Annotated in this window: 25 protein-coding genes and 1 tRNA gene; 11 read left to right on the plus strand and 15 right to left on the minus strand. The window is 64.9% G+C overall.

Annotation, left to right across the window (positions count from 1 at the left end; translation table 11 throughout):
- Positions 1 to 2: 2 nt before the first annotated feature.
- Positions 3 to 989 (minus strand): NAD(P)H-dependent glycerol-3-phosphate dehydrogenase, encoded by a 987-nt coding sequence (locus GDR53_RS09400; protein WP_193337794.1) that lies wholly within the window; start codon positions 987 to 989, stop codon positions 3 to 5.
- A complete protein-coding gene (gene tsaD, locus GDR53_RS09405) occupies positions 979 to 1,986 on the minus strand; it encodes a tRNA (adenosine(37)-N6)-threonylcarbamoyltransferase complex transferase subunit TsaD (RefSeq protein ID WP_232846804.1) in 1,008 nt (335 codons plus the stop codon). The genes GDR53_RS09400 and tsaD overlap by 11 nt, the downstream gene beginning before the upstream one ends.
- A 127-nt stretch (positions 1,987 to 2,113) precedes the next feature.
- Between tsaD and hemC the strand changes: the two genes are divergently transcribed.
- The 6 genes from hemC (at position 2,114) to GDR53_RS09435 (ending at position 7,878) form a co-directional block, all read left to right on the plus strand.
- Complete coding sequence (gene hemC / locus GDR53_RS09410; RefSeq protein WP_193337796.1) at positions 2,114 to 3,058, plus strand: hydroxymethylbilane synthase; 945 nt, start codon at positions 2,114 to 2,116, stop codon at positions 3,056 to 3,058.
- The gene (locus GDR53_RS09415; protein ID WP_193337797.1) at positions 3,055 to 3,786 is read left to right on the plus strand and encodes a uroporphyrinogen-III synthase; all 732 of its coding nucleotides are present in this window, start codon (positions 3,055 to 3,057) and stop codon (positions 3,784 to 3,786) included. Before hemC ends, GDR53_RS09415 begins: the two co-directional genes overlap by 4 nt.
- Positions 3,787 to 3,814: 28 nt before the next feature.
- Positions 3,815 to 5,170, plus strand: a complete 1,356-nt coding sequence (locus GDR53_RS09420; protein WP_193337798.1) for a COG4223 family protein — start codon at positions 3,815 to 3,817, stop codon at positions 5,168 to 5,170.
- Positions 5,167 to 6,543, plus strand: coding sequence for a heme biosynthesis protein HemY (locus GDR53_RS09425; RefSeq protein WP_193337799.1), 1,377 nt, complete (start codon positions 5,167 to 5,169; stop codon positions 6,541 to 6,543). Before GDR53_RS09420 ends, GDR53_RS09425 begins: the two co-directional genes overlap by 4 nt.
- A 13-nt stretch (positions 6,544 to 6,556) precedes the next feature.
- A tRNA-Thr gene (locus GDR53_RS09430) sits at positions 6,557 to 6,632 on the plus strand.
- A gap of 316 nt (positions 6,633 to 6,948) precedes the next feature.
- On the plus strand, positions 6,949 to 7,878 hold the full coding sequence (locus GDR53_RS09435; RefSeq protein WP_193337800.1) for a crotonase/enoyl-CoA hydratase family protein: 930 nt from the start codon (positions 6,949 to 6,951) through the stop codon (positions 7,876 to 7,878).
- A gap of 12 nt (positions 7,879 to 7,890) precedes the next feature.
- Here the strand turns inward: GDR53_RS09435 and GDR53_RS09440 are convergent, their stop codons facing one another.
- Positions 7,891 to 10,215: a putative bifunctional diguanylate cyclase/phosphodiesterase gene (locus tag GDR53_RS09440; RefSeq protein WP_193337801.1), complete on the minus strand. Its 2,325-nt coding sequence runs from the start codon at positions 10,213 to 10,215 to the stop codon at positions 7,891 to 7,893.
- A 141-nt stretch (positions 10,216 to 10,356) separates the two neighbouring features.
- Here GDR53_RS09440 and GDR53_RS09445 point away from each other — a divergent pair, with 141 nt between their 5' ends.
- Positions 10,357 to 10,647 (plus strand): 4a-hydroxytetrahydrobiopterin dehydratase, encoded by a 291-nt coding sequence (locus GDR53_RS09445; RefSeq protein WP_193337802.1) that lies wholly within the window; start codon positions 10,357 to 10,359, stop codon positions 10,645 to 10,647.
- Positions 10,648 to 10,762: 115 nt separating this feature from the next.
- Here the strand turns inward: GDR53_RS09445 and GDR53_RS09450 are convergent, their stop codons facing one another.
- The 3 genes from GDR53_RS09450 to GDR53_RS09460 are packed head-to-tail and all read right to left on the minus strand — an operon-like array spanning position 10,763 to position 16,564.
- Positions 10,763 to 14,209, minus strand: a complete 3,447-nt coding sequence (locus GDR53_RS09450; RefSeq protein ID WP_193337803.1) for an error-prone DNA polymerase — start codon at positions 14,207 to 14,209, stop codon at positions 10,763 to 10,765.
- Positions 14,206 to 15,873, minus strand: a complete 1,668-nt coding sequence (locus tag GDR53_RS09455; protein ID WP_193337804.1) for a Y-family DNA polymerase — start codon at positions 15,871 to 15,873, stop codon at positions 14,206 to 14,208. The genes GDR53_RS09450 and GDR53_RS09455 overlap by 4 nt, the downstream gene beginning before the upstream one ends.
- Positions 15,758 to 16,564 (minus strand): ImuA family protein, encoded by an 807-nt coding sequence (locus tag GDR53_RS09460; protein WP_193337805.1) that lies wholly within the window; start codon positions 16,562 to 16,564, stop codon positions 15,758 to 15,760. The genes GDR53_RS09455 and GDR53_RS09460 overlap by 116 nt, the downstream gene beginning before the upstream one ends.
- A gap of 235 nt (positions 16,565 to 16,799) precedes the next feature.
- Between GDR53_RS09460 and GDR53_RS09465 the strand changes: the two genes are divergently transcribed.
- Positions 16,800 to 17,240: a tellurite resistance TerB family protein gene (locus GDR53_RS09465; protein ID WP_193337806.1), complete on the plus strand. Its 441-nt coding sequence runs from the start codon at positions 16,800 to 16,802 to the stop codon at positions 17,238 to 17,240.
- Between the two features lie 161 nt (positions 17,241 to 17,401).
- Here the strand turns inward: GDR53_RS09465 and GDR53_RS09470 are convergent, their stop codons facing one another.
- The 8 genes from GDR53_RS09470 to GDR53_RS09505 form a co-directional block, all read right to left on the minus strand.
- The gene (locus GDR53_RS09470; protein ID WP_193337807.1) at positions 17,402 to 18,184 is read right to left on the minus strand and encodes a succinate dehydrogenase iron-sulfur subunit; all 783 of its coding nucleotides are present in this window, start codon (positions 18,182 to 18,184) and stop codon (positions 17,402 to 17,404) included.
- Between the two features lie 48 nt (positions 18,185 to 18,232).
- Positions 18,233 to 18,520, minus strand: a complete 288-nt coding sequence (locus GDR53_RS09475; protein ID WP_193337808.1) for a hypothetical protein — start codon at positions 18,518 to 18,520, stop codon at positions 18,233 to 18,235.
- The gene (locus tag GDR53_RS09480) at positions 18,517 to 18,945 is read right to left on the minus strand and encodes a DUF3052 domain-containing protein (RefSeq protein WP_193337809.1); all 429 of its coding nucleotides are present in this window, start codon (positions 18,943 to 18,945) and stop codon (positions 18,517 to 18,519) included. The genes GDR53_RS09475 and GDR53_RS09480 overlap by 4 nt, the downstream gene beginning before the upstream one ends.
- The gene (locus GDR53_RS09485) at positions 18,945 to 19,403 is read right to left on the minus strand and encodes a hypothetical protein (RefSeq protein WP_193337810.1); all 459 of its coding nucleotides are present in this window, start codon (positions 19,401 to 19,403) and stop codon (positions 18,945 to 18,947) included. The genes GDR53_RS09480 and GDR53_RS09485 overlap by 1 nt, the downstream gene beginning before the upstream one ends.
- Positions 19,404 to 19,405: 2 nt before the next feature.
- Complete coding sequence (gene sdhA, locus GDR53_RS09490; protein ID WP_193337811.1) at positions 19,406 to 21,217, minus strand: succinate dehydrogenase flavoprotein subunit; 1,812 nt, start codon at positions 21,215 to 21,217, stop codon at positions 19,406 to 19,408.
- A 5-nt stretch (positions 21,218 to 21,222) separates the two neighbouring features.
- Positions 21,223 to 21,612 carry a succinate dehydrogenase, hydrophobic membrane anchor protein gene (gene sdhD, locus GDR53_RS09495; RefSeq protein ID WP_193337812.1) on the minus strand — a complete coding sequence of 130 codons (390 nt, stop codon included), beginning with the start codon at positions 21,610 to 21,612 and terminating at the stop codon, positions 21,223 to 21,225.
- Between the two features lies 1 nt (position 21,613).
- Complete coding sequence (gene sdhC, locus GDR53_RS09500; RefSeq protein ID WP_193337813.1) at positions 21,614 to 22,000, minus strand: succinate dehydrogenase, cytochrome b556 subunit; 387 nt, start codon at positions 21,998 to 22,000, stop codon at positions 21,614 to 21,616.
- 275 nt (positions 22,001 to 22,275) lie between these two features.
- On the minus strand, positions 22,276 to 22,980 hold the full coding sequence (locus GDR53_RS09505) for a glyoxalase superfamily protein (RefSeq protein WP_193337814.1): 705 nt from the start codon (positions 22,978 to 22,980) through the stop codon (positions 22,276 to 22,278).
- Between the two features lie 318 nt (positions 22,981 to 23,298).
- On the opposite strand from GDR53_RS09505, the gene GDR53_RS09510 reads away from it, so the two are divergent.
- Positions 23,299 to 23,895 (plus strand): NUDIX domain-containing protein, encoded by a 597-nt coding sequence (locus GDR53_RS09510; RefSeq protein WP_193337815.1) that lies wholly within the window; start codon positions 23,299 to 23,301, stop codon positions 23,893 to 23,895.
- On the opposite strand, the gene GDR53_RS09515 is transcribed toward GDR53_RS09510, so the two are convergent.
- Positions 23,892 to 24,098: a DUF1737 domain-containing protein gene (locus GDR53_RS09515; protein ID WP_193337816.1), complete on the minus strand. Its 207-nt coding sequence runs from the start codon at positions 24,096 to 24,098 to the stop codon at positions 23,892 to 23,894. The genes GDR53_RS09510 and GDR53_RS09515 overlap by 4 nt on opposite strands.
- 71 nt (positions 24,099 to 24,169) lie before the next feature.
- On the opposite strand from GDR53_RS09515, the gene GDR53_RS09520 reads away from it, so the two are divergent.
- Together GDR53_RS09520 and GDR53_RS09525 are read left to right on the plus strand one after the other, a co-directional pair.
- The gene (locus tag GDR53_RS09520) at positions 24,170 to 24,808 is read left to right on the plus strand and encodes a carbonic anhydrase (RefSeq protein ID WP_193337817.1); all 639 of its coding nucleotides are present in this window, start codon (positions 24,170 to 24,172) and stop codon (positions 24,806 to 24,808) included.
- 408 nt (positions 24,809 to 25,216) lie between these two features.
- Complete coding sequence (locus GDR53_RS09525; RefSeq protein WP_193337818.1) at positions 25,217 to 25,468, plus strand: EF-hand domain-containing protein; 252 nt, start codon at positions 25,217 to 25,219, stop codon at positions 25,466 to 25,468.
- The last annotated feature ends 45 nt before the right edge of the window (positions 25,469 to 25,513 follow it).

Consider the following 25,513-nt stretch of genomic DNA (forward strand, 5'->3'; position numbering starts at 1 on the left):
AGTCAGTCCTCACGTTTGAGCGGGCGGGCCATCAGGCCGGCAACGACGGTAGCAATAGTAGCCTCTGCACTGAGCACGGCGTGCACGGCGGCAATCAGGGGGGCGTCGACGTCAAGGCTCCTGGCCAAGGCATCGGCGACAGGCGTGGTGGCAACGCCCTCGGCCAGCTTGGCGCCAGAGGCCATGATCTGCTCCACAGTCTGGCCGCGGCCGAGTTCCATGCCGAACTGGTAATTGCGCGACTGCACCGAGGTGCAGGTCAACGTCAGGTCGCCCAGGCCGGCCAGGCCGGTCAGGGTCGAGGCCGAGCCGCCCATGGCCGAGACCATGCGGGCCATTTCAGCAAAGGCGCGGGCAATCAAAGCCGAACGGGCCGAGGCGCCCAGTTGGGCGCCCTCGATAGCGCCGCAGGCCAGGGCATAGACATTCTTGAGCGCCCCGGCGATTTCGACGCCGATACGGTCATCGCTGGCATAGGGGCGAAAGCTCGGGCCGGCGAGCGCCGCCGCCAGCAGGGAGGTATGGTCGGCATCGTCACCTGCCAGGGTCACGGCGGTGGGCCGGCCGGCAGCGACGTCGCTGGCAAAGCTGGGTCCGGAAAGCACATAGGGGACAGCATGCGGCGCCATGTCGGCGAGGATTTCGCTCTGGCGCTCCAGGGTACCGGTTTCGAGCCCCTTGGCGGCCAGCACGACAGGCCGGTGCGCCAGCAGAGCCGGGTCGAGGGCGGCCAGCGCGGTGCGGCTCGACTGCGCCGGTACTGCCAGGATGACGATATCGGCCGGTCCGGCGATCAGGCTGGCGCGGATGCGCTCATGCAGGATCTGGTGGCCCAGATAGGCCTGGTTGGTGTGGTGGCCATTGATCTCGTCCAGCTGGGCGGGGTCGCGGACAATGAGGGACACCTCGCGCCCGGCCATGGCCGCAGCCTGGGCCAGAGCGGTGCCCCAGGCGCCGCCGCCGATGACAGAGACAGTCTCATGGGACATGGACGGGTACCTTCATGTCGGGCAGGTCAAGCGGCCAGCGCGGGCGGGCGGTAAACGCCAGCGAATCGGTAACGCCCAGGGCGAAGCGTTCGGCCCCGGCCCAGGCGACCATGGCGCCATTGTCGGTGCACAGCGCAATGGGCGGCACGATCAATGTCGCGCCGGCCTTGGCACAAACCTCGGCCAGGGCCGCGGCAATGGCGCGGTTGGCAGCGACGCCGCCAGCGACCACCAGTTGCGGGCTGGCTTCGGGCAGTTCGGCCCGGAAACGCGCCAGCGCCTGCGTGGCGCGCACCGAAACCACTTCGGCGACGGCCGCCTGGAAGCTGGCAGCAATGTCGGCCACGTCCTGGTCGCTGAGGGGCGCCAGTGCCTCGGCCTGCAGCCGCACGGCGGTCTTGAGGCCGGAAAAGGAAAAATCGAGCCGTGCCTCGCGCAGCAAGGGCCGCGGGAACTTGAAACGCCTTGCATCGCCCATTTTGGCAATGGCCTCCACCGCCGGCCCGCCGGGATGGCCCAGGCTCAGCAGCTTGGCGACCTTGTCGAAGGCCTCGCCCAAGGCATCATCGATGGTGGTGCCCCAGCGTTGGTAGTCGCCGACGCCGCGCACCAGCACGAACTGGCTATGCCCGCCCGAGACCAGCAGCATCAGATAGGGGAAGGCAATGCCATCGGTCATCCGGGCGGTCAGGGCATGGGCTTCGAGGTGGTTGATGGCCAGCAGCGGCTTGTCGAGCGCGGCGGCCAGCGCCTTGGCCGTGGTCAGGCCCACCAGCACGCCGCCGATCAGGCCGGGACCCGCGGTGGCGGCAATGGCATCGACGTCGGCCAGGGCAATATCGGCCTCGCGGCAGGCCTGGGCGATGATATGGTCGAGAAAGGTGACATGGGCGCGCGCTGCCAGCTCAGGCACCACGCCGCCGAATGCCGCATGTTCATCGAGCTGGCTGCGCACCACATTGGAACGAATCGTGGAATGGCCGAATTGGTCCCGCATGACGATAGCGGCGGCGGTTTCGTCGCAGCTGGTCTCGATACCAAGAATGATGGCTGGCGCTTGCCCGGTCACGATGAACTGGTTACTCCCTGAAGGGTCTCTCTGCCTACTATAGGACCAAATCACATTGCAATCGCCCCCTGTCTTCGCCCGAATCGGAACCCGCGGCAGTCCCCTGGCGCTGATGCAGGCGCAGCTGGTGCGCAGCCTGCTGGCGCATGCGCATGGGGTGAGCGAGGACGAGATCACCATCGAGGTGCTCTCGACCGGTGGTGATCGCAGCCAGGCCAGCAATGCCAGCCTCAGCGAAATTGGCGGCAAGGGCCTGTTCACCAAGGAAATCGACGACGCCATGCTGAGTGGCCGCGTCGATATCGGCGTGCATTCAAGCAAGGACGTGGCCACGCGACTGCCCGACGGGCTGGCGCTGGTGGCGTTTTTGGAGCGCGAGGATGTGCGCGACGCCTTCATGTCGGTGAAAGTGCAAAGTCTGGATCACCTGGCCGAGCGCGCCAAGTTCGGCACCTCTTCGATCCGGCGGGCGGCGCAGGTGCTGCGGCAGCGCCCGGACCTGCAGATCGTGCCGTTTCGCGGCAATGTCGGCACGCGGTTGCAAAAGCTGATCGACGGGGTGGCCGATGCCACGCTGCTGGCCATGGCGGGGCTCAACCGGCTGGGTGAAGGGCATCGGGCGACCGGGCAGATGGATCCTGACCTCTTCATGCCCGCGCCGGCGCAGGGCGCCATCGGGCTGGCGGTGCGCAGCGATGACGCGCGCATGGCCGCTCTGGTGGCCGCTATCGACCATGGTCCGACCAACCGGGCGCTCAGCGCCGAACGCGCCATGCTGGCAGTGCTCGATGGCTCCTGCCGGACGCCGGTGGGCGCACTGACGCGGCTTGACGGCGAGGGGTTGACCCTCAAGGGGCAGATTCTCAGCCTGGATGGCCAGACCGCCTTTGACAGCGTGGCGAGCGGCAATGATCCCTTCGCTTTGGGTCGCCAAGTCGGCGACGACCTGCTGGCCCAGGCCGGCACGGAATTTCTGGCCAGATGGGCCGCAGTCACATGACCCGGATGCTGGTGACCCGACCCGAGCCCGATGCGCAATCGAGCCTGGCCCGGTTGCAGGCGCTGGGCATCGAGGCGGTGGCAGCGCCGCTGATGGAGCGCGTTGCCATCGAGGTCAGCCTGCCCCCGGCTCATGGCTTTGCCGCCGTGGTGCTGACCAGCGCCAATGCCGTGCGCAGCCTGGTCGAGCGCGGCGTGGTGGGCGACTATGCGCATCTGCCCGTACTGGCGGTGGGCGATCGCACGGCGCGTGACGCACAAGCGGCCGGGTTCACCAAGGTCAGCAGCGCCGCGGGCAGCTTTGGCGATCTGGTCAATGCCATCAGCCTCTCCGGACTCAAGGGTCCGCTGTTTTATCCGACCGGCAAGCACCAGAGCGCCGACCTCGGCAAGGCGCTGGCGCCGCTGGGGGTGATGGTGGCCACGGCCAAGATCTATGACATGGTGGCCGTGCCGGCCCTGCCGCCGGCCATCCTGGAAGCGCTGGCAGATGGGGAAATCGACGCGGCCCTGGTCTATTCGCGGCGGACTGCCGAAATCTTTGCGCAATTGACGCAGAGTCTGGAACGGACACAGCGCCAGCGACTTGGCATGCTATGCCTCAGTGAGGCGGTGGCCGAGCCCTTGCTCGAGGCGCATTTCAACCGCATCAGCCTGGCTGATCGGCCTGACGAAGAAGCGATGATGGTCCTGGCGCTGGGTTTTGCCCGCGCGCAAACTGGGCCATAGTCGGTCATGAACATGAGGACTACCCGATATGGCGGATAGCAAGGGCACCGATCCCAAGGCCAACGAGGCCAAGGCCAGTGACGCCAAGGCCGGCGATGTGCGGTCCGGTGCGGTCAAGCCGCCCGTGCTGGATCTGACGGCACGATCGGTCGGTGCCGAATCGGCAAAGCCGGAGCCGGCCAAACCCGCAGCCGCCACGCCTGGCGCCGCCCCGTCTGCCACCGCCGGGACAGCAAGCGCCGGCAAACCGGCGGGGACCACCGCGCCCGGCGCCGCGCCATCCGGCTTCGCCGCTGCTGCCGACAAGGCCAAGGCGGGCGACAAGCCAGCTGACAAGCCCCGGCCGGCCGCGGCCGCGCCCGTACCTGCTGCCGGTTTCGGCTTTGGTGCCGCTTTGGTCGGTGGTCTGCTCGGACTGGGCGCCGCCTATGGCCTGGCCTATGCCGGTCTCTGGCCCGCGGCGCCAGTCGAGACGGTGGCCGCCGATCCGCGTCTGGCTGCCTATGGCAGGGCGATTCCCGAACTTGAAACGGTTACCCAGACCACCCAGGCTGAACTGGCTACGCTCAAACAGCGGGTGGCCATGCTGGAACGTGTGCCCGACGCGGATGCACCATCGGCCCCGGCCGCTGGCCCCGACCTTGCCGGCGATCTGGCTGCGCTCAGCGCCCGCATCGACAGTCTGGCGCAGGCGGAAGCACCGGCGGTCGACACCACGGCCCTTGATGGTCTGCGCAGCGATTTTGCGGCGCTGGGCGGCCGGATTGACGAGCTGGCCGCGCGTCTTGGCACGGCGGAGTCGGGCCTGCGTAGCCTCGATAGCAGTGTTACCGAAACGACGGCGGCGCTGGCGGCACAGCCCAGCGATATCGGTGCGGTACTGGCTTTGCCGCTGATCCTTTCCGGCTTTGAAACTGCCTTTGCCACCGGTCGCCCCTATGAGACCGAACTGGCGGCCTTGCGGTCAGCCGCCCCCGATGCCGTCATCCCCACGCGGATTGCCAATCAGGCGGTGCAGGGCCTGATTCGCCCGGACGAGATCGCGCGGCGGTTCGATGCCGTGCTGCCGGCGATCCTGGCGGGCCGGCCCGCCGACCCGAACGCGCCCTGGCAGACCGGGGCGCTTGACTGGTTCGCCGGCGCGATTGCCCTGCGTCCCACCGACGAAATGGCGGGCGATACGCCCGAGGCGATCGCCTCGCGCCTGATCGGCGCGGTGGAGCGACGCGAATTTGCCAGCGCGCTGGCGCTGCTCGAGAGCCTGCCGGCGCCGATGCAGGCTGCTGCCGGGGATGTGCCAGCGCTGCTGGCCGAGCAGGCCGAGGCCGAGACATTCCTGCAGGATCTGCGCGATGCCGCGCTGGGTGGCGAGGTCGCCCGATGATCCGCCTGGCATCCTGGATTGTCGGCAGCCTTGTCATCGCGGCCCTCGCCGCCTGGATGATATCGCTGCCCGGCACGCTGACCCTCGAAGTGGCCGGCTATCGCATGCAGCCGCGGCTGGGTGCGGCGGTGTTCATGTTCATGCTCCTCGCCATCGTGGTGATCCTGGTCTGGGCTATTGTCCGGCGGATCATTTCGGCGCCCAAGGCCATGGCGCGACGCAGTCGCGAGCGGCGCCGCGAGCAGGGCGTCGAGGCGTTGAGCGACGCCATGATTGCGCTGCAGGCCGGCGATCCGGCCCGGGCCCGTGCATTGGCGCGCGATGCCCAGGCGCGGCTGCCGGCCAATGCGGCAGCCAAGCTGCTCGAAGCGCGGGCCGATCTGGCGCTGGGCGACATGCCGGCCGCGCGCGAGCATTACCGGGCGCTGATTGCCGATGACAAGACGGCGCTGGCGGCGCTGACCGGGCTTTATGACCAGGCAAGGGCGCAGCAGCGGCCGCAGGCGGCGCTGACCTTTGCCCGCAAGGCGCTGACCCTGGCGCCCGGCAGTGGCTGGGCGGGGGAAGCGGTGTTTGATGATCTGGCGCGGCGCGGGCAATGGGCCGAGGCGGTGGCCATGGTCAATGCCGAGCAGGCCGGTAGCCGGGAAGAGCGGGCGCGCAAGCGCCGCCGCCAGGCGGTGATCGAAACGGCCCGGGCCCGTGAAGCCGAAACAAGACAGCCCCTGGCCGGGCTCGAACATGCGCTGACGGCGCTCAAGCTGCTGCCCGATTTCGTGCCCGCCGCGCTGATCGCGGCCCGCATCCACATCAATCGCGGCGAAACGCGCAAGGCGATGAGCCTGCTGCGGCGGATCTGGCGCGCCACCGGGCATCCCGACATTGCCGCGCTCTATGCTCATGCCCAGCCGGGCGCCTCGGCGGTCGACCGGCTCAAGCGGCTGGGCGAGCTCATCGAGGTGCCGCCGCCGCACCGGGCCGCCGGCATGGCCTTGGCCCGCGCCGCCATCGATGCCTATGACTGGTCGCTGGCCCGCAATGCGCTGGCGCCGTTCGAGGGTCCCGATGCCACCCAGGGCGTGGCCAGCCTGATGGCCGAGATCGAGGAAGGCCAGAATGGCGACCAGGGCAAGGCGCGTGAATGGCTGGCCCGTGCGGTGCGGGCGCCACGCGATCCGGCCTGGACGGCCGATGGCATGGTCAGCGATGAATGGGAGCCGGTGTCCCCGGTGACCGGACGGCTGGACGCCTTCGAATGGAAGGTGCCGATGACCGCCACCCAGGCGGCGACGGCCCGGGCTGGCGACACGCTACCTACCCAATTGCCGACCCAGATTGCCTTGCCTCTTGCACCGGCCCAAAACCCGACGTAAAAGGCCAACCGTTGCCGCTTTAGCTCAGTTGGTAGAGCACATCATTCGTAATGATGGGGTCAGGTGTTCGAGTCACCTAAGCGGCACCAGTTTTTTCCCCCATCCACGCCCCGTCGCCGCCCTTGCCAGTGAGAGCCGGAGCGATATTGTCCGTGTCCCTCAGACCAGACCGGGACTTCCCGGGTCAATGTTGGGCGGTGCGGGCGCCGTTTTGGGGCAGCAAGGGCAGTGGCGCGGCCAGGCGGGATCAAACTTTAAGTCTTGGTTAACTGTATTAAGCCTTTGGCCAAAAATACCTAATTGGCCGGGAACTTGCACGGACCGACTACCGCGCCACGGGCACCATTTGATTGTCTGCGTTAATTCAAGTTTAATGATACCAACAGTTTAGTTGGAGCTTGTCGGATGAACCTGGGTCTCCAGCAGCACGCGCCTGACGACACGCCATACGAGTTTGCCGTCGAGGTCCCCGACCTTGTACCCGCGACGACATCGGAAATTGCCCGTTTCTGGCCAGAGCTTGGCCAGATCGACTGTGCCCATGACATCTCCAACGCGACCTTGTGGAGTTTCATGGATTTTCGCGGGCGGCCTTCCTACAATCTTGACCTGCTGGCCGATTTCCATCGCTGGCAGGACAATATCCGGGCCCTCAAATCGGCGCACCCGCCTTTGCTCAAATATGTGGTGCTGGGCTCGCGCCAGCCGGGCGTGTTCTGCTTTGGCGGTGATCTCGATTATTTCCTCGACTGCATCGGCCGGCGCGATCGTCAGGGGCTGACGGACTATGGCCTGTCCTGCGTCAAGATCCTGCATCAGAACTGGAGCGCGCTGAACAGCGACATCATCACCATTGGCCTGGCCCAGGGCGATGCCTTGGGCGGCGGCTTTGAATCGCTGCTGTCCTTCGACGTCATCTGCGCCGAAAAGGGCACCAAGTTCGGCTTTCCCGAGCAATTGTTCGGCCTGTTCCCGGGCATGGGCGCGCTGTCCTTTCTGGGCCGCAAGCTGGGCTTTGCCAAAGCCGAGTGGATGGTGCGCAGCGGCAAGATGGTGACGGCCGAGGAACTGCATGCGCTCGGTCTCGTGCATATCCTGGCCGAGCCCGGCAAGGGCGTGACGGCGGTCAGCACCTTCATCCAGAAAAACAGCGCCCGCCACGCCGGTCAGCTGCAGATGCATCGCGCCAGCAAACGCGCCAACCCGATCCCCTTTGACGAGCTGAGCGACATTGTCGATCTGTGGGTAGAGGCCTGCATGCAGCTCGAGCCGCACAATATGCAGGTCATGCGCCGGCTCGTCGGCGCCCAGTCCAGGATGGTCGGCACCGCCTGACGTCCCGGCCGCTCAGGCGGCCAGCAAGCTGCGCATCCGGGCGGTGGAATATTCCGCCAGCACGGTGGCCAGACGCTCCTGTGGTGCCGGCCGGCCGAGCAGATAGCCCTGCACATGGCTGCAGCCGGCGGTGGAGAGGAACTGCAGCTGTTGCTGGGTTTCCACCCCTTCGGCAACCACGGCAATGCCCAGGATCTGGCCGATATTGCAGACGGCGCGGATCACCGCGACCGCACTGGCGCTGCCGGGCAGGTCCTGCACGAAGGAGCCGTCGATCTTGATCTTGGTGAAGGGGAAGGTGCGCAGGTGGCTCAGCGAGGAATAGCCGGTGCCGAAGTCATCCAGCGAGACGCCGACGCCAAGCCGGCCCAGTTCGGCAAGCATGTCGCGGGTGCTGGAGGAATCGTCGAGCAGGGCGGTTTCGGTGATCTCGAATTCGAGGCGTGCCGGCTTTATCCCGTGGGCCTGCAGCGTGTGCGCGAGGAAGTCGGGAAAGCTCTTGTCCTGGAACTGCACGGCGGAAAAATTGACCGCACAGACCATCTCGCCATCGAGCGTCTTGAGGACCCGGCAGGCCTCCTCGACCACCCAGCGACCGATGCCGATGATCTGGCCGGTATCTTCGGCCACCGGGATGAATTCGGCGGGCGACACCAGGCCGCGTGACGGATGCTGCCAGCGGATGAGGGCTTCGAGGGCGGTAATCCTGCCCGAGGCGACTTCCACAATGGGCTGGAAGGCCAGGCTGAACTGGTCATTGGCCATGGCCACGCGGATATCGAGCTCGAGCTGCCGGCGCAGCTGTACCTGCACGTCGAGCGCATGCTCGAAAACCACGATGGTCTGGCGGCCATTGGCCTTGGCCTTGTAGAGCGCCATGTCGGCCCGTTTGAGCAGCACATCGTCGGTATCGGCATGGTCTGGTGACAGGGCAATGCCGATACTGGCGCCGATGGTGATATTGTGTCCGCTGATGTCGAAGGGTTCGCCCAGGCCGGCCAGAATGGCGTCGGCCAAAGCCTGGTAATCGGCGGCCTGGCCGTGCAGCGGCTGGATGACGACAAATTCGTCGCCGCCCAGTCGGGCGACGTGACCACGACCGGCAACGGTGGCGACGATGCGCCGGGCGACGTCGACCAGCAGATGGTCACCCACGGGATGGCCCAGCGTGTCGTTGACGGCCTTGAAATTGTCCAGGTCGATCAGATGCAGCGCCAGCGGCGGCGCGTGGTCGGCCCTGCTGAGCGACTTCTTGAGCCGCTCGTTGAAGGAAGCCCGGTTCATCAGCCCGGTCAGCTCGTCGTTCCAGGCCAGTTGCCTTATGCGATCATGTGCCTCGGTCTGCTCGGTGACGTCTTCGAGCACCAGCACGACATTGCCGTTCCGCATGGTCTGGTGGGAAACCGCGACGGCGGCGCCATCGGACAGACGGGCAAAGCTCTTGCGCGCGCCCGTCGATTGCACGCTGTCCCGGATGGCCTCGATCAGCTGGACATTGCGCGCCGGGGTGCCTTGCCGGCGAGCGCTCTGCAGCAGGTCCTGCAGCTGCATGCCCTTGGCAATGCCCCGGCCATCGTGCTGCAGCAGGTCGAGGAACTTCTGGTTCCAGACCAGCAGGTTGCTGTCGCTGTCGAACATGCACAGGCCATGCGACATGTTGTTGAGGGCATCATCGAACAGGGCCGCCTGCTGCTGGGAGGCCTGGGCGAGTTCGGCATTGAGCCGTTGCGTCTCCAGCGCGCCCACAATGGTCTGGCGGACCGAAAGCGTGATGTCGGTCATGCCGAACATGAACAGCAGCAGGGTCGCGCCGACAATCTGGTAGAAAGCGATGGGGTTCAGCATCAGCCCCAGGCACATCGGGGCGGCGGCCAGATAGAGCTGGCTCAGCGCGATCCAGGGGCGGCCGGCATTGCGGCCGGTAATGCTGGCGGCATAGGCGGCGGTGGTCGTGGTGAGCATGAGATGGAGCGGCTCATTGTCGACCCGCAGCAGCGCCAGGAAGGTCACGAGGCCCAGCGAGAGCGCGAACAGGCCGGCGCCGGTGGCATAGACCAGCTCCCAGGTGGCGACCGAAGCGGGGGTAACCTGCTTGCCGCGGATATAGGCGAGGCCGATGGCGATGCGTGCGATGGCGATGGCCACGATGATGTCGGCGGTAATGCGCACCAGGATGTCATCGACGAGGATGGTAACGGTGACGGCGATCCATAGGCCAGCCAGTGCACCCGCAATGAGCGAGGCAAACGGATAGAACAGTCCGTTGACGAGCTGCAGTCGAATATCCAGCGACAGGGCTCGTTCAGAACGCAACATCGAGAGGAAGCGTTTGAACATCGCGTAATACCTCCGCGCGCATCATGCCCAGAAGATGTGAATATTTGTTTGCTTGGGGAGGGGACTAGCCGGGGGCTGCCGGCGCCTTGGAAGGGTCGCTTTGCGCGCCTATAGGTGAGAGGCAATGGAAAGGACGCGAAAATGGTCGACAGACTGAACGACGCCGAGCGCGAAGCGGCTCTGCAGGGGCTCAAGGGCTGGGTCTATGATGCGGCGGCCGATGCCATCAGCCATGTGTTCAAGTTCAAGGATTTCTCCGAGGCCTTCGGCTTCATGAGCCGGGTGGCGCTGGAAGCCGAGAAGGCAGGGCATCATCCGGACTGGTCCAACAGCTACAATGTGGTGACGATCCGGCTCTCGACCCATGATGCGGGTGGGCTGAGCGCCAAGGATATCGCGCTGGCCAAGGCGATCGACCAGATCGTGGCCTAGCGCGTTTTCAGCAAAAGTGACCCACTTTTGCGGTTCGAAAACGTGACAAACCAAAGAGCTGGAGCCATTGAGCCGTTTCAGCGAAACGGTGAAATGCTCTAGCGCCGGCCCGGGCTCAATGGAAATTGCGCCCCCCGGGCAGGGCGGCATAGGCGGTGCGGCGGGCCTTTTCGATCTCGATCATGGCGTTGCGGTCGCGGCTGGGATAGGGACCGGACTTGCCCTCGTCGCCCCGCGCCAGGATCCGGTCGCCGATATCGACGCCATGCGCCAGATCGAGCAGATGGCTGGTCATGTCGGTCAATTGCTCGGCAATGATATGAATCACGAGGCCCTCGCGCTGCAGCTTGCCGCGTACGGCCAGCATACGTGAGCCCAGCACGGTCTTGCGGTTCTTTTCAAAAACCTGCGGCCAGATCACGACATTGGCCACCCCGGCCTCATCCTCGAGCGTGGCAAAGATGATCCCCTTGGCTGTCCCCGGTCGCTGGCGCACCAGCACCAGGCCGGCCACTTCCACCTGGCTGCCGGGCCTGGCGTCGCGCAACTGATCCGACCGCAGGATGCGTCTGGCTTCCAGGACCGGGCGGATGAACTGCAGCGGGTGACCTTTGAGCGAAAAGGACAGGGTCGAATAGTCGTGGATCACTTCCTCGCCCATCAGCATCTTGGGCAGGTTGGCTTCGACATCGGCGTCGGTCTCCACCCGTCCGGCCGCCTCGAACAGAGGCAGGGTGTCCGCGCCATGCGTGCCGATCAGGCCCTTGACTACCCATAGCGCTTCGCGGCGATTAAGGCCGAGATCGGCAAAGGCATCGGCATGCGCCAGCTTTTCCAGCGCGGCTATCGGCAATTGCGTGCGCAGCCAGAGGTCGCGGATGGAATCGTAGCCGGCGCCGCGCCTGTCCACGATCTGCTGCTGGGCGTGCTTGCTCAAGCCGATGACGGCACTGAAACCGAGCAGGATCGACCGGCTGCTCCAGATATCGTGGCGCATGTCCTCGTGTTGCGACCAGACATGATCGCCGGCACTGCGTTCCTGCTCGGGCTTGACCAGAACATGCTCGACCTGGGAGCTGTTGATCTGCACTTCCTGCACATCGACACCATGCTCTATCGCGTCGCGGATGATCTGGCTGGGCGCGTAAAAGCCCATGGGCTGCGAATTGAGCAGGGCGGTGGCAAAGACATCGGGATAATGGCATTTGAGCCAGCAGGAGGCATAGACCAGAAGCGCAAAGCTGGCCGCATGGCTTTCGGGAAAGCCGTATTCGGCAAAGCCCTGGATCTGGGCGAAGCAGTTCCTGGCGAATTCGGGCGGATAGCCATTGGCCTGCATGCCCGTCATGAACTCGTCGCCGAACTGGGCGATCTTGCCCGTCCGCCGCCATGCCGCCATGGCCCGGCGCAGGCTGTCGGCCTTGCCGGGTGAAAACCCGGCGCCTTCGATGGCGATCTGCATCGCCTGCTCCTGAAACAGCGGCACGCCCATCGTGCGTTCGAGAACCGCCTTGAGCTTGTCGCCGTAATAGACCGGCTCTTCCAGCCCCTGGCGGCGGCGCAGATAGGGATGGACCATATTGCCCTGGATCGGGCCGGGCCGGACGATGGCGACCTCGATGATCAGGTCGTAGAACTTTGCCGGCTTCAGGCGCGGCAGCATGCTCATCTGCGCCCGGCTTTCGATCTGGAACACGCCCAGCGTATCGGCCCGCTGGATCATGGCATAGACGCGCGCCTTCTTGCCCTGGTCGGGATCGGCCTCTTCGCTCAGCAGGTCGACCAGCTTGAGCTGTTGCCCATAATGCTCATCCATCAGCTCGAACGCCCGGCGCAGGCAGCTCAGCATGCCCAGGGCCAATATATCGACCTTGAGGATGGCCAAGGCATCGATGTCGTCCTTGTTCCATTCGATGATCTGCCGGCTCTCCATGGCCGTCTTGCCGATCGGCACCAGGCTTTCGAGCGAATCGCGGGTGATGACGAAGCCGCCGACATGCTGGCTGAGATGGCGGGGAAAGCCGCGCAGCACCTTGACCACCTCGAACATCTGGGCAAGCACCGGATCATCCGGGCTGAGCCCGATCGTCCCCAGGTCACCCAGATCGAGTTTCTGCCCCCAGCCCCAATGCAGCTGGTTCAGCGCGGCAACCGTGTCGTCGGACACACCGAACACTTTTGCGGTTTCGCGAATGGCGCTCTTGGAGCGGTAGGAGATGACATTGGCGGTCAGGCCGGTGCGCTTGCCGCCATACTTTTTATAGACATATTGCATCACCTCTTCACGCCGCTCATGCTCGAAATCGACGTCGATATCGGGCGGTTCGTCGCGCTCGGTCGAGATGAAGCGACCAAAGACCAGCGTGCCGGTCTCGGGATTGACCTCGGTGATCTCGAGGCAAAAGCAGACCGTGGAATTGGCCGCCGAGCCGCGCCCCTGGCAGAGGATATTGAGCGTATAGCGGGCATGCTGGACAATATCGTGCACGGTCAGGAAATAGGCCGCATAGCCTTTGAAGCCGATCAGGCACAGCTCGGTCCAGATCGTCTTCTTGATGCTGTCGGGCACGCCCTGGGGGAAGCGCTTCGCCGCACCCTGCCAGGTCAGCCGTTCCAGCGTCTGCTGCGCCGTCTCGCCATTGCCGATGGTTTCTTCGGGATAGTTGTATTTCAGCTGGTCGAGCGCGAAGTCGATGCGGGCGATGAAAAGCTGCGTTTGCGTGATGGCATGGGGATGCTCGCGGAACAGCCGGGCCATTTCAGAGGCCGGCTTGAGATGCCGCTCGGCATTGGCGGCAAGCCGGAAGCCGGCGCTTTCCAGCGTCAGGTGCTCGCGGATGCAGGTCACCACATCCTGGACGATGCGCCGGTCCGGCTCGTGGTAGCGCACGTCATTGCTGGCCAGCATGGTGGCGCGATGCCGCCTGGCCAGTTCATCGATCCGGTTGAGCCGGGCGCGATCCTGGCCATCAAAGCGCGGGGCCCCGGCGACCCAGACAGAGCCGGGCGACCTTGTGGTGAGCGTCTCCAGCGTCCTTTCGGTCAGGCCCCAATCGGTTTCGTCGGGGATGAGAATGAAGAGCTGGCCCTGGGCATGGTTTTCCGATGGACCCTGCTCGACCGCCGAGACCGGATCACCCGAACCGAACAGGTCGCTCAGATAGAGGACGGGCTTGCCCTTCTCCCCCCGCTGATTGCCCCGGGTGAGCAGCTTGCACAGCCGGCCATAGGCCACCCGGTCGGTGGGATAGGCGATGATATCAGGCGTGCCGTCGGCAAAGCACAGGCGCACGCCGACCAGATAGCGGAAGTCGGAGAAGCGGTCTTCGTCCCGGTCGCGGGCAATGACATAGCCGCGCACCACGCCGGCAAAGCTGTTGCGATCGGTCACGCCAAAGGCCTTGAGGCCCAGATGCATGGCGGCAGAGACCATTTCTTCGGGCGATGACCCGCTCTGCAGGAAGGAAAAATTGGTGGTCGATACCAGTTCGGCAAAGTCAGGTACCGGCGGCGACTGCAGCCGCCCGCCCTGCCGGGGCTGCAGATGGATGATGTCGCTCATGCGAAAAATCCGTGCAGATACCAGTTGCCGTCACCATAGGCGCCCTGCCGATAAATCCAGAACCGTCGGCCCTGGGCATCCTCGGCTACATAATAGTCCCGGCTTCCGGCGTCGGGATCGTGCAGCGCCAGGTCGGGCAGATAGGGTGGCTGTTCCGGCTTTTCGCCCGGCTCGGGCGGTTTTGGCACAAAGGGCGGCACCAGTTGCAGGCGCTGCCCGGTGCGCCACCATTCGGCCCCCAGCCGTTCGGGACCTTCCGCCTTGATCAGCCGGTAACTCGCCCGCCGCCAGATCATCGACGCCGGCAGGCCATCGGGCACTTCGGCATTGATGGCCACCAGTTCGGGCACCGGCAGCAGGCGCAGCGGACGGTCCAGCCCTATGGAGGGCTCTGCCGAAGCCTGCGGGACATAAGCCATCGCCGGCACCAGCCGCGCTGCCCGTTCGGGAATATGGGTGGCGACGAATTGCGTGCGCAGCACGGCCAGAGGCCCCAAGCGGCTGCTCATCCGGTCCTGCAGTTGATCGAGGTCCTCGCTGCCGTCGCGGGTGGCAAAGGCCCCCAGCTGAACCGCATCGAGTTCCCCCACCGAACTCACCGCCAACCGGATCATGTCGATGCCGAAGCCGGCATCATATTCGCCTTCAAGCCGCTCGGAGCGGTTGGAAAAGAGCTTGCTGATATGATCGGGATCGCGCGTCAGCCGGGCCGCGTTGATCGACAGCGTGATGATCTTGTGATCGACGCGATAGAGGAAAAGATGAAAGGCCTGTCCGCCAAGGCCTTCGGCTTCCAGCCTGATGGCGAGCTGGATGGCCAGGTCATGGGTGGTCATCAGCACGTCGTCCATCAGCCCGATCGGATCGGTGAAGCGCCGTTCGGCATAGCGCTCGGCGACCGGAATGCGCGGCACCATGCGCTCTTGCAGCAAGCCATAGGCCTGGTCGAGCCGCTGCAACAGCGACAGCCCGAAGCGGGCCTGCAACGGCTTGCGCTCGCGCGGCCGCAGCTGGCCGATGGTCTTGAGACCCATCTGGCTCAGCCCGGCGATCTGCGCCGGGCTCAGGCGCAAGGCATTGACCGGCAGCGCATCGAGCACGGCTTCCAGGTCGGGGTTTTCGACCACCTGGCTGCGGGCAAAATGGCTGACCGCCCAGGCAGCGCCAATGGTGGGAGCAATGGCGCCGGCGACCGTATAGCCAAGCGCGCGCAGGCGGGTGAGCAGCAGGCGCAGCATGGGGCCTTCGCCCCCAAACAGGTGGGCGACCCCGGTAATGTCGAGCACCAGGTCGCCAAAACGGGTGACATCGTCCATCACCGCGACCAGCGGGCTGGCATTGGAATGCCAGTCGGCAAAATCGGCAAAGACCGCCTCCAGCACAGGCCGGTCGATCTCACGGACCGTCAGCGTCGGCACCATGGCGCGCGCATCGGCCAGGTTTTGCCCCACGCTGAGCCCGGCCCGGCCGGCCTCGGCATCCAGCGCCGCGAGCCGCAGCCCGCCCTTGATGCGCTCATAGAGCGCCAGCGGACCCTTGAGCCCCGGCTCACGCCGTTTCAGCCAATCGGTCGGCCAGGTGGGCAGGAACAGCGCCAGGAAACGGCGGCCCGGCAGCAGAGCCGGTTGCGTTGCGGCGTGCAGCATCGAGTGTGGTGAATCCATCTTGCGTCCAACCCAGGAGCCATTCGGTTTGCTGATTGAGGAGAACCCCCTTTTCCAGCTGTGCCCGCCACTGCGGGGCGCCGGGGGCAAAGGGATCAAAGCGCTTGCGGGCGCTCAGTGCCGGGGTCAGTCGCCAGCGCAGATGCGCCGCGCTGGCCTCCCGGTCGGTGCCATAACGCAACATGAGAATAGAACTGCCGGCACTGGCGGCCCGCAGGCTGAGCCGACGGCTGGCGGTGAAATCGAGGATCTTGTTGTGCCCGGCGATATCGGCCAGCACGGCCGCCACCGCCTTGCAGGCCAGCGCCTCTTCGGCCGCCCACAGCAGCTCGACCATGGTGGCGGCCCGCACCAGCACCAGCGCATCGGGGTCAAAGCCGAAGCTGAGCAGGCCCGGCCCATAGGGCAGGCCCATTTCCTGGCTGTCCTTGACCAGCTGCAGATAGATGACGGCCGGGCGCTGGCGGGTCAGCAGGCCCCTGGCCTGGGCCAGGGCAAAGCCCAGCACGGCCCCGGCATGGCGGCGCTCATCGGTGAACACTTCCTGCAGCAAGCCGCCCGCCGGCAGCGGAAAACCGGCTGCAGGATCGCGGGTCACTACCCGCGCTTCGGCCAAAGCCGGCTTGCGCTCGATATCGGCAATAGCGTCCCGCAGCGCGGCAAGGCGCTGTTGGTGGTCTGGCGAGCCCATTGGCGCAGCCTTATGAGTGAACAAAACAGGAACACTTAGACTCCGAATCCGGCGAGAGTCGAGTCCTTTTTCGGGGTCCCTGGTGTGGCCATTGCGCATCAAACCCGGTCAAGAGCGCGTGAGCCAGGCAACTGACCATTGAGCAAATGGCTTTGATGACTAAGTCTGGCTTGCCTGCCCTCCCGGCGCCGCCTGCCAGAGCTGTTCCGTCGCACCCCGAAAAGAGGCACCTGCCATGTTCGAGGCCCTTACCCGCCTGTTCTCCAGACCCGAAGAAGCCATCGACAGCAACGATCCCCAGCTGGCCGTGGCGGCGCTGCTGGTGCATCTGGCCGCGGTCGACGGACAGATGACCGAGGCCGAGCGGCAGGTGATCAAGAATGCGCTGATGGATCAGTACGCGCTGGACGAGCCCAGCGTCGGCCGGCTGATCAAGGAGGCGGCGCTGCGCGATGCCGAGGCGGTGGACCTTTACCGGTTCACCTCAAGCCTGGCCTCGCTGGAACTGGCCGAGCGCCTCGAGATCATCCGCATGATGTGGACGGTGGTGTTTGCCGACCAGAGCAATCACGAGATGGAAGACAATATGGTCTGGCGCGTCGCCGAACTGATCGGCGTCTCCAGCCGCGACCGCACCATCCTGCGCCGGCAGATCGGCAAGGCCGAAGAGGCTTGATCGTATCCGGCAGGGCAAATCGCGCCAGTGGCGCGATTTGAGCGCGCAAGACCAGGAGACCTATGGTCGAGTGGCACGAACCCTCCATAGACGGCCCGTCCCAAACAAAACAGCCTCCGGATCACGCCGGAGGCTGCTGCTTATTCAGCGATCGATCAGGCCTAAGCCGCCTGGCGTTCCACCATCATCTTCTTGATTTCGGCGATAGCCTTGGCCGGGTTCAGCCCCTTGGGGCAGACCTTGGCGCAGTTCATGATGGTGTGGCAGCGGAACAGCTTGAAGGGGTCTTCGAGGTCATCAAGGCGTTCCTGGGTGGTCTCGTCGCGGCTGTCGATCAGCCAGCGATAGGCCTGCAGCAGGGCGGCAGGCCCCAGATACTTGTCGCCATTCCACCAATAGCTCGGGCACGAGGTCGAGCAGCAGGCGCAGAGGATGCATTCATAGAGCCCGTCCAGCTTGGCGCGCTGGGGCACTGTCTGCGTCCATTCCTTTTCCGGAGTGGGCGAGGTGGTCTTGAGCCAGGGCTCGATGGCGCGGTGCTGGGCGTAAAAGGTGCTGAGGTCCGGCACCAGATCCTTGACCACCGGCATATGCGGCAGCGGATAGATCTTGATGGGGCCCGAGCTCTCTTCCATGCCCTTGGTGCAGGCCAGGGTGTTGAGCCCGTTGATATTCATCGAGCAGGAGCCGCAAATGCCCTCGCGGCAGGAGCGGCGCAGGGTCAGCGTGGGGTCGACCTTGTTCTTGATCCAGAGCAGGCCATCCAGGATCATCGGGCCGCAATCGTCGAGGTCGACGAAATAGGTGTCGATGCGCGGATTGGCCGACTGGTCGGGGTCATAGCGATAGATGTGGTATTCGCGCAGCCGCTTGGCCGCAGCCGGCTTGGGCCAGGATTTGCCCTTGGCGGGGCGATCGGCCTTGGGGAGCATCAGTTCGACCATGGGTCGGTCTTCCTTTTTTACGCACGCTGCTCAACACAGCGCGAAATCCTAGTAGTCCGGCTTGCAGACCTGGTTGCTCTTGGCGACATAGGTATTGTAGGCGACGAAATCGCTGTCGGCCGGGGTGCCGCCCTTCATGGAGGCGATCACCACCCCCATGAAGCGCTCGTCGATCAGCGTCATGGCCGCCTCGGCCTTGCAGGCGCACAGCGTGTCGTTCTGGGCAATGCCCATGCAGACACGATAAAACTCGTCCTTTTGCTCTGCTGTGGGTGCTGCGGCGAAAGCCGGCACGCTCAGCAGGCCCAGCATGGCCAGCACGGCTAAAAATCTCATCTCAGCTCCTTGCGGATCACCAGTTTCAGCCCCGACCAGGTCTGGTCGACAGCACAGACCTTCACATCAACCAGCCCGATGGGCAGCAGCACCGTGCGGATCACATCCTCGGTGATGTCGGTGGCCAGTTTGGCCGCCTTTTTGGGCCAGCTCACCCAGATCATGCCGTCCCGGGCGATCAGGTCGAGCAGGCGCTGGCCCAGCGTCTCGAGCACGGCGCGGGCACTGGTGAAGATATGGATGACGTCATAACCGGGCGCCGCATCGCCGAGCTGGTCGAGCGTGACCCGGCTGGATTCAGCAAAGGCGCGGGCCGTGGCGAGCTCGGCCAGGGACGAGGGCAGGTCGATGAACAGCGCCCGCTGCCCATCCTTGAGCCCGAGCTTTTGCGCCAAAGGCGTGCCCGAATATTGAGTATCCGGCATCAGTCCACCCGCCTCTGATAGCGAGCGTCATCGAGAGAGCCCACGACTGCTCCGTCTGCGGCATGACCCAGGCAACCGTGCAGCTCCAGGGCCTTGCCGGGAACCAGGCGCACGTCGCAACTGACCATCTGGCCATCCGGCGTGTCATCGGCAAAATAACGCCAGAACTTCTCCGCCTTGAATTCGTAGCCGCCGTGCTGGTCCCAGCAATCGATCAGCGGGCGCCCCTCGCAGGAATAGGCGTCCAGCTCACCGGTAATGCCACCTTCAAGGCACATCCCCGCAGCAATGGTGAAGTCGGGGTCCGTGCGCAAGTTTTCGATTTCCGGGCCCCATTGAGTCTGCGTCCAGCAGCCCTGCATGGCCGCGGCAAAGCCTTCGGCGGTCTCCGACACAGCCAGCGCCGGGAGCGACGTCCCCAGCGCGAAGGGTACTGCAGCGAGGGCCGCCAGGCGCATGATCAGTACACCCGTGCCTTGGGCGCGATCTTCTTGAGGTCGATGCCGCCTTCGCTTTCGGGGGTCAGCGGGTCGAGATGAACCGGGCGATAGCCCAGCTTGACCGCGCCGGTATCGGTGTCGATCCAGCCCAAAGTGTGCTTGCGCCAGTTGACGTCGTCGCGGGAGGCAAAATCCTCGCGGGCATGGGCGCCGCGGCTTTCCTCGCGCGCTTCGGCCGAGACCACGGTAACCATGGCATTGGCCATCAGGTTCTCCAGCTCGAGCGTCTCGACCAGATCGGAATTCCAGATCAGCGAGCGGTCACTAACCGCGACGTCCTTGAGCTGGCCATAGATTTCGCTCATGCGCCGGACGCCGGACTGCAGCGTTTCGCCGGTGCGGAACACGGCGGCGTCTTCCTGCATGGTGTGCTGCATGGCGTCGCGGATGGCGGCGGTCGGCTTGGTGCCGGCAGCGTGGCGCAGGCGATCGAAGCGGGCCAGAATCTTGTCGTCCTGGGCCTTGTTGATGGAAGGGATCGGGCTGGCACGGTCGATCACCTTGCCGGCGCGGATGGCGGCGGCGCGGCCGAACACCACCAGATCGGTCAGCGAATTGGAGCCCAGGCGATTGGCGCCATGCACCGAGGCGCAGGCGGCTTCGCCCACGGCCATCAGGCCGGGCACCACGGCGTCGGGGTTTTCCGGCGTCGGGTTGAGCACTTCGCCATGATAATTGGCGGGGATGCCGCCCATATTGTAGTGCACCGTGGGGATCACCGGGATCGGCTCGCGCGTCAGGTCGACGCCGGCAAAGATCTTGGCGCTCTCGGTGATGCCGGGGAGGCGCACGGCCAGCACGGCGGGATCGAGATGATCGAGGTGCAGGTAGATGTGGTCCTTCTTGGGACCGACGCCGCGGCCTTCGCGGATTTCCAGGGTCATGCAGCGGCTGACGACGTCGCGCGATGCCAGGTCCTTGGCATTGGGGGCATAGCGCTCCATGAAGCGCTCGCCTTCCGAATTGGTGAGGTAGCCGCCCTCGCCGCGGGCGCCCTCGGTGATCAGCACGCCGGCGCCATAGATGCCGGTGGGATGGAACTGCACGAATTCCATGTCCTGCAGCGGCAGGCCGGCGCGGGCGACCATGCCATTGCCGTCGCCGGTGCAGGTATGGGCCGAGGTGGCCGAGAAATAGGAGCGGCCATAGCCGCCGGTGGCCAGAACCGTGGTCTTGGCGCGGAAGCGGTGCAGCGTGCCGTCATCGAGCTTCCAGGCGATCACGCCCTCGCAGGCGCCGTTCTCGCCCATGATCAGGTCGAGGGCGAAATATTCGATATAGAATTCGGCATTGTGGCGCAGGCTCTGGCCATAGAGCGTGTGGAGAATCGCGTGGCCGGTACGGTCGGCGGCGGCGCAGGTGCGCTGCACCGGCGGGCCATCGCCGAATTCGGTCATGTGGCCGCCAAAGGGGCGCTGGTAGATCTTGCCGTCTTCGGTGCGCGAGAAGGGCACGCCGTAATGCTCGAGCTCATAGATGGCGGCCGGGGCCTCGCGCGCCAGATATTCCATGGCGTCATTGTCGCCCAGCCAGTCCGACCCCTTGACGGTGTCGTACATGTGCCATTTCCAGCTGTCGGGACCCATGTTCTGCAGCGAGGCGGCAATGCCGCCCTGCGCGGCCACGGTATGGCTGCGGGTGGGGAAGACCTTGGTGATGCAGGCGGTGCGGAGGCCCTGTTCGGCCATGCCCAGCGTGGCGCGGAGGCCCGCGCCGCCGGCGCCCACCACCACCACGTCGAATTCGTGGTCGATGAGTTCGTATTGCGCCATGACCATTAACCCCAGAAGACGAGCTTGAGAATGGCGGCCAGGCCGGCCACCGCGATGAAGATGCAGAAGGCGGTATTGAGTGCCATGAAGCGGGCAAAGGCGGCGCCGTGGAAATAGTCTTCCAGCGTGTCGCGCATGCCGTTGCGCATATGCACGGTGACGATCACCAGCAGCACGGCGAGCGGCAGGCCGATAAAGGCGTTGCCGATGGTGGCTACCATGTCGGTGCGGTCCTGCCCGGCCAGACGCAGCACGATATAGGCCAGCAGGCCGATGAACAGGATATTGATCGCGCCGGTCACCCGCTGGGTGATGAAATGGCGCGTCGAGGCTTTGGCATTGCCATACTTGGTCTTGGGATTGGCGACCACGGCGTCAGGAATGCGATCGCTCATCTCAGCCCACCCATACAAAAACGGTCCAGACCAAGAGGGTCAGGACGATCGAGGCCACCAGATTGGCCCAGGCCAGGGCTTCGCGCTGGCCCGGCTCCATGCCGAGGGTGAAATCCCAGATGAAATGGCGCAGGCCGCCCAGCATGTGGTGCAGCAGGCTCCAGGTATAGGCGAACAGCACCAGTTGGCCGAACCAGCTGGCAAACAGGTCATTGACCGGGTTGAGCGCCTCCTGGCCGATGGCGGCGGCGCCCAGCCAGAGCACCAGCAGCAGCGTGCCGGCATAGTTGGCAATGCCGGTGGCGCGGTGGGCGATGGACATCGCCATGGTGATGGTCCAGCGATAGATCTGGAGATGGGGAGAAAGCGGGCGGGATCGAACCGTCATGGGGCCTCGCTGGCGGCCGGTCAAAGCCGCTGCAGTTTGGAATGGTTCGAGACTTCTAGCGCCCAAAGGTTACAAATTCAAAGCGGTTAACCGGTATCGGGATGCTACTTTTGGCGGAAAGCGCACTTTGTTCGCATGGCGCACGCAATGTGCGAAGGGCGGACGGGTTGGGCGCCGCTATTGCCGGCGGCCATCCCGTCAACGTCGCATGCCCAGAGGCAATCCGACCCGGGGACACCACGGCAAGTGGGTGCCCCGGGCCGGATCCGTACCGGCTAGTGGGCCGCCGGCCGGCCGAAATCGAGATTGGTCGGCCTGGGCAGGACCGGTCCCTTGCGGCTATTGGTCGGTACGCTGGCATCGACCTCGACCAGGCTGAACCGACGGGCCCAGCAGCGGCCCGTGCCCTTGAGGAAAAAGCCATAGTGCAGGCTCAGCGCGGTGTCGGGCACGTCAAATACCACCGAGCGCTCGGCCCAGTCCTGCGTGCCCACCAAGGGGCCATCGGGCCGCTGCAATTCCAGATTGTCGAACAGCAGGGTGCCGCCGGCGCCGTCGATGCGGAACCAGACAGTCGCGCCGGTGCCGACATCCTCGGTGCGCAACTCACCGGCCAGCCGCATGCGCCTGTGCCTGAAGGCTTCGGCGTCAACGCTTTGCATGATGGTGCAGAAGTCGTCGCCGCGCACCTCATCGAGCAGGTCCGGGCGGGAGGCGATCAAGGCGGTGGCGCCATTCTCCTGGTCAATCCGGGTGTCATATAATTGCGGACTCTTGCCCGCCTTGAACCAGCCGTCGGGCAGGGGGCCGCTGCCGGCTATGGCCCGGTCGATCCGGGCGCTGAGCATGTTCCAGTTCGCAAAGCCGAACTGGCGGGAGACAAGCTCAAGGCTGTCACTATGGGTGATGTCGATGTGGCGCTCGCCCAGGGCCTGCCGGAGCAGTTTGGCCATGGCCTTGGCATTCATGAAACTATGCATGAGGTCGATCCTTCTCATCGGGCAGAAGAAGCATCAGTGCTCGCATTGCTGAAAGCCTGCCCGGATGGTCAGGGTCAATCAGGTCAAAAGGTGCATTCACCATCCATTGAAGGCGCGAGCGGCAGGCTGCACCAGCCTTGGATCAAGCCTATCGTCGCAGGCGGCTTTGTCAATGTCAGACCAACTGGCCAGGCGGCCGGCGATGACGGCGAAATTTCCGTGCGCCACACCGGCTTGCGCATGGCGGTTGTGAGTCTGGCTCACTGGCTCTCGCGCCCAAGTTGGGCCATAGCTGGCCCGATTGTCCCGGGAGCCTTCATGTCCAGCAGCGTCAAGATCAACAGCGTCACCAAGCTCAGCCACAATTGGGGGCGGTTCGACAATTACGAGGTCACCCATGGCCGGCGCGATGGCAGCACGCAGACCGTGCTGCGCGAGGTCTATGACCATGGCAGTGCCGCGGCCGTGCTGCTGCATGCGCCCGAGACGGACACGGTCATCCTGACCCGGCAGTTCCGCCTGCCGCCCCATCTCAATGGCGATCCGGCCTGGCTGATCGAAGTGCCGGCCGGGCTGCTCGATGGCGAGGCGCCCGAGATCGCGGCGCGGCGCGAGGCGCTGGAGGAAACCGGCTATGCCGGCGAGGATCTGGTGCTGCTGTGCAATGCCTATATGAGCCCGGGCGCGGTGACGGAAAAATGCGCCTGCTTCATCGGGCGCTATACGCCGGGCCAGCAGGCCCATGATGGCGGAGGCCTCGCGCATGAGGGCGAAGATATCGAAGTGCTCGAGCTGGGCTTCGCGCAGGCCTATGGCATGATCGCCAGCGGGGAGATCACCGATGCCAAGACGATTCTGCTGCTGCAGGGCCTGGCGCTGCAGCTGGCTGCCGGCCCGGCAAGCTCGCCGGCCTAGTAGTCCACCAGCTTCTTGTCGGGATCATAGGGCTGATCCTTGGCCGAGCGGGTGACTGCCTGGCCGGCCTTCATCTTCTTGGCGTGGCCGTCAAAGGCATAGGTCGGGCTGCCATGCAACTGCCAGCCTTCGCTGAGGGCCTTGGTCACCTTGTGGCAGAAGGCGGCATCGTCCTCGCCGGTCAGAAATCGATAGATAAGCATGGGCGTCCCCAACAGGCGGGCGCGCAGGCGCCCGATTGATCTTGCAGCTTCTTAGCGCTAATCGAAGAACCATGCACAACTTTCCAGAACACCTGCTCAAGGGCCACGCCAATTTCATGTCGGACCGCTATGTCCGCGAAAAGGCGCGCTATCGTGAACTGGCCGCATCGGGCCAGACCCCGACCACCATGATCATTGCCTGCTGCGACAGCCGCGCGGCGCCCGAGGTGATCTTCGGTTCAGAGCCGGGCGAACTGTTCGTGCTGCGCAATGTCGCCAATCTGGTGCCGACCTACCAGCCCGATGGCGGCCAGCACGGCACCTCGGCGGGTATCGAATTTGCCGTCAAGGCGCTCGGCATCGCCAATATCGTGATCATGGGCCATGGCCGCTGCGGCGGCATCAAGGCGGCGCTCAGCCCCGATTCCAGCCCGCTCGACAGCGGCGACTTCATCGGCAAATGGATGAGCATGCTGGGCGGCCTGCCCGAGCAGGTGGCCCAGAACGCGCTGATGACCGAGAGTGAACGGCAGACAGCGCTCGAGCGCATCTCGATCCGCAACTCGATCGCCAATCTGCGCACCTTCCCCTATGTCGCTGAGCTCGAGGCACAGGGCAAATTGGCGCTGCACGGCGCCTGGTTCGATATTTCGACCGGCGAATTGTGGATCATGGATGCCAGCGGCGACTTCATGCGGCCCGAGATCTGACGCTTTGCAATAGTGCGACCGCATGGATGGGCCGTGGGCAGTTGTCACGGCCGCGTGATCGTGCGCGAAAAATGCCGCGCCCTTGACATATGGGCGCTCTGTCTTGCGCGCGATTTAGAAAGTCACAAATCTTTCAGGCGCCGCTGGCCGTTATATTGTGTATCGAGGGGCTCGCTCGAGAGCACAGTGCTGAATTCAAGCGAATATCGGCCTTCATCGTCTATGCCTTGATTGGGCACTTGCTGCCCCGAACATGCCCGATATTCTCCCGGCCCGCGCCTTTTTTCAAACCTTTGCCGGTCACATTGCCCGGTCATTGTCTATCTCATGGGTTGCAGGAGAGCAGCCCGTCGGCAGCCGGCTAACCGGGTACCGCTTTTATCTCCCCAATGTTGGAGCTCAACTCCCATGAAAAAGATCATTCTCTCGACTCTCGTCGTCCTCGGCATGTCCGGCGCTGCCTTTGCGCAGGGCGCCACCGATCTCGTATCCGTCGATACCGACGTGAACGGCTCCGTGTCCTTTGAAGAGGCGGTTGTTGCCTGGCCGGATCTGACCGCTGAGGCCTTTGCCGCAGCCGATACCGATGCCAATGGCGAATTGTCGGCCGAAGAATATGCGCTGCTGACCTCGGCAGCGCCCGCGCCTGCCGCGATGTAAATCAGACGCCTCCCTCCCGGGCGTTACGGAGCCACCCCACCGCGT

The sequence above is a fragment of the Devosia beringensis genome (assembly GCF_014926585.1).
In the GTDB taxonomy this organism is placed as follows: domain Bacteria; phylum Pseudomonadota; class Alphaproteobacteria; order Rhizobiales; family Devosiaceae; genus Devosia; species Devosia beringensis.

Bases quoted from the DNA above. Each gene is read 5' to 3' on its own strand.
- GDR53_RS09400 (WP_193337794.1), bottom strand. From the start codon at position 989: ATGTCCCATGAGACTGTCTCTGTCATCGGCGGCGGCGCCTGGGGCACC.
- tsaD (WP_232846804.1), bottom strand. From the start codon at position 1,986: ATGCGGGACCAATTCGGCCATTCCACGATTCGTTCCAATGTGGTGCGC.
- GDR53_RS09415 (WP_193337797.1), top strand. From the start codon at position 3,055: ATGACCCGGATGCTGGTGACCCGACCCGAGCCCGATGCGCAATCGAGC.
- GDR53_RS09420 (WP_193337798.1), top strand. From the start codon at position 3,815: ATGGCGGATAGCAAGGGCACCGATCCCAAGGCCAACGAGGCCAAGGCC.
- GDR53_RS09425 (WP_193337799.1), top strand. From the start codon at position 5,167: ATGATCCGCCTGGCATCCTGGATTGTCGGCAGCCTTGTCATCGCGGCC.
- GDR53_RS09435 (WP_193337800.1), top strand. From the start codon at position 6,949: ATGAACCTGGGTCTCCAGCAGCACGCGCCTGACGACACGCCATACGAG.
- GDR53_RS09440 (WP_193337801.1), bottom strand. From the start codon at position 10,215: ATGTTCAAACGCTTCCTCTCGATGTTGCGTTCTGAACGAGCCCTGTCG.
- GDR53_RS09445 (WP_193337802.1), top strand. From the start codon at position 10,357: ATGGTCGACAGACTGAACGACGCCGAGCGCGAAGCGGCTCTGCAGGGG.
- GDR53_RS09450 (WP_193337803.1), bottom strand. From the start codon at position 14,209: ATGAGCGACATCATCCATCTGCAGCCCCGGCAGGGCGGGCGGCTGCAG.
- GDR53_RS09455 (WP_193337804.1), bottom strand. From the start codon at position 15,873: ATGGATTCACCACACTCGATGCTGCACGCCGCAACGCAACCGGCTCTG.
- GDR53_RS09460 (WP_193337805.1), bottom strand. From the start codon at position 16,564: ATGGGCTCGCCAGACCACCAACAGCGCCTTGCCGCGCTGCGGGACGCT.
- GDR53_RS09465 (WP_193337806.1), top strand. From the start codon at position 16,800: ATGTTCGAGGCCCTTACCCGCCTGTTCTCCAGACCCGAAGAAGCCATC.
- GDR53_RS09470 (WP_193337807.1), bottom strand. From the start codon at position 18,184: ATGGTCGAACTGATGCTCCCCAAGGCCGATCGCCCCGCCAAGGGCAAA.
- GDR53_RS09475 (WP_193337808.1), bottom strand. From the start codon at position 18,520: ATGAGATTTTTAGCCGTGCTGGCCATGCTGGGCCTGCTGAGCGTGCCG.
- GDR53_RS09480 (WP_193337809.1), bottom strand. From the start codon at position 18,945: ATGCCGGATACTCAATATTCGGGCACGCCTTTGGCGCAAAAGCTCGGG.
- GDR53_RS09485 (WP_193337810.1), bottom strand. From the start codon at position 19,403: ATGCGCCTGGCGGCCCTCGCTGCAGTACCCTTCGCGCTGGGGACGTCG.
- sdhA (WP_193337811.1), bottom strand. From the start codon at position 21,217: ATGGCGCAATACGAACTCATCGACCACGAATTCGACGTGGTGGTGGTG.
- sdhD (WP_193337812.1), bottom strand. From the start codon at position 21,612: ATGAGCGATCGCATTCCTGACGCCGTGGTCGCCAATCCCAAGACCAAG.
- sdhC (WP_193337813.1), bottom strand. From the start codon at position 22,000: ATGACGGTTCGATCCCGCCCGCTTTCTCCCCATCTCCAGATCTATCGC.
- GDR53_RS09505 (WP_193337814.1), bottom strand. From the start codon at position 22,980: ATGCATAGTTTCATGAATGCCAAGGCCATGGCCAAACTGCTCCGGCAG.
- GDR53_RS09510 (WP_193337815.1), top strand. From the start codon at position 23,299: ATGTCCAGCAGCGTCAAGATCAACAGCGTCACCAAGCTCAGCCACAAT.
- GDR53_RS09515 (WP_193337816.1), bottom strand. From the start codon at position 24,098: ATGCTTATCTATCGATTTCTGACCGGCGAGGACGATGCCGCCTTCTGC.
- GDR53_RS09520 (WP_193337817.1), top strand. From the start codon at position 24,170: ATGCACAACTTTCCAGAACACCTGCTCAAGGGCCACGCCAATTTCATG.
- GDR53_RS09525 (WP_193337818.1), top strand. From the start codon at position 25,217: ATGAAAAAGATCATTCTCTCGACTCTCGTCGTCCTCGGCATGTCCGGC.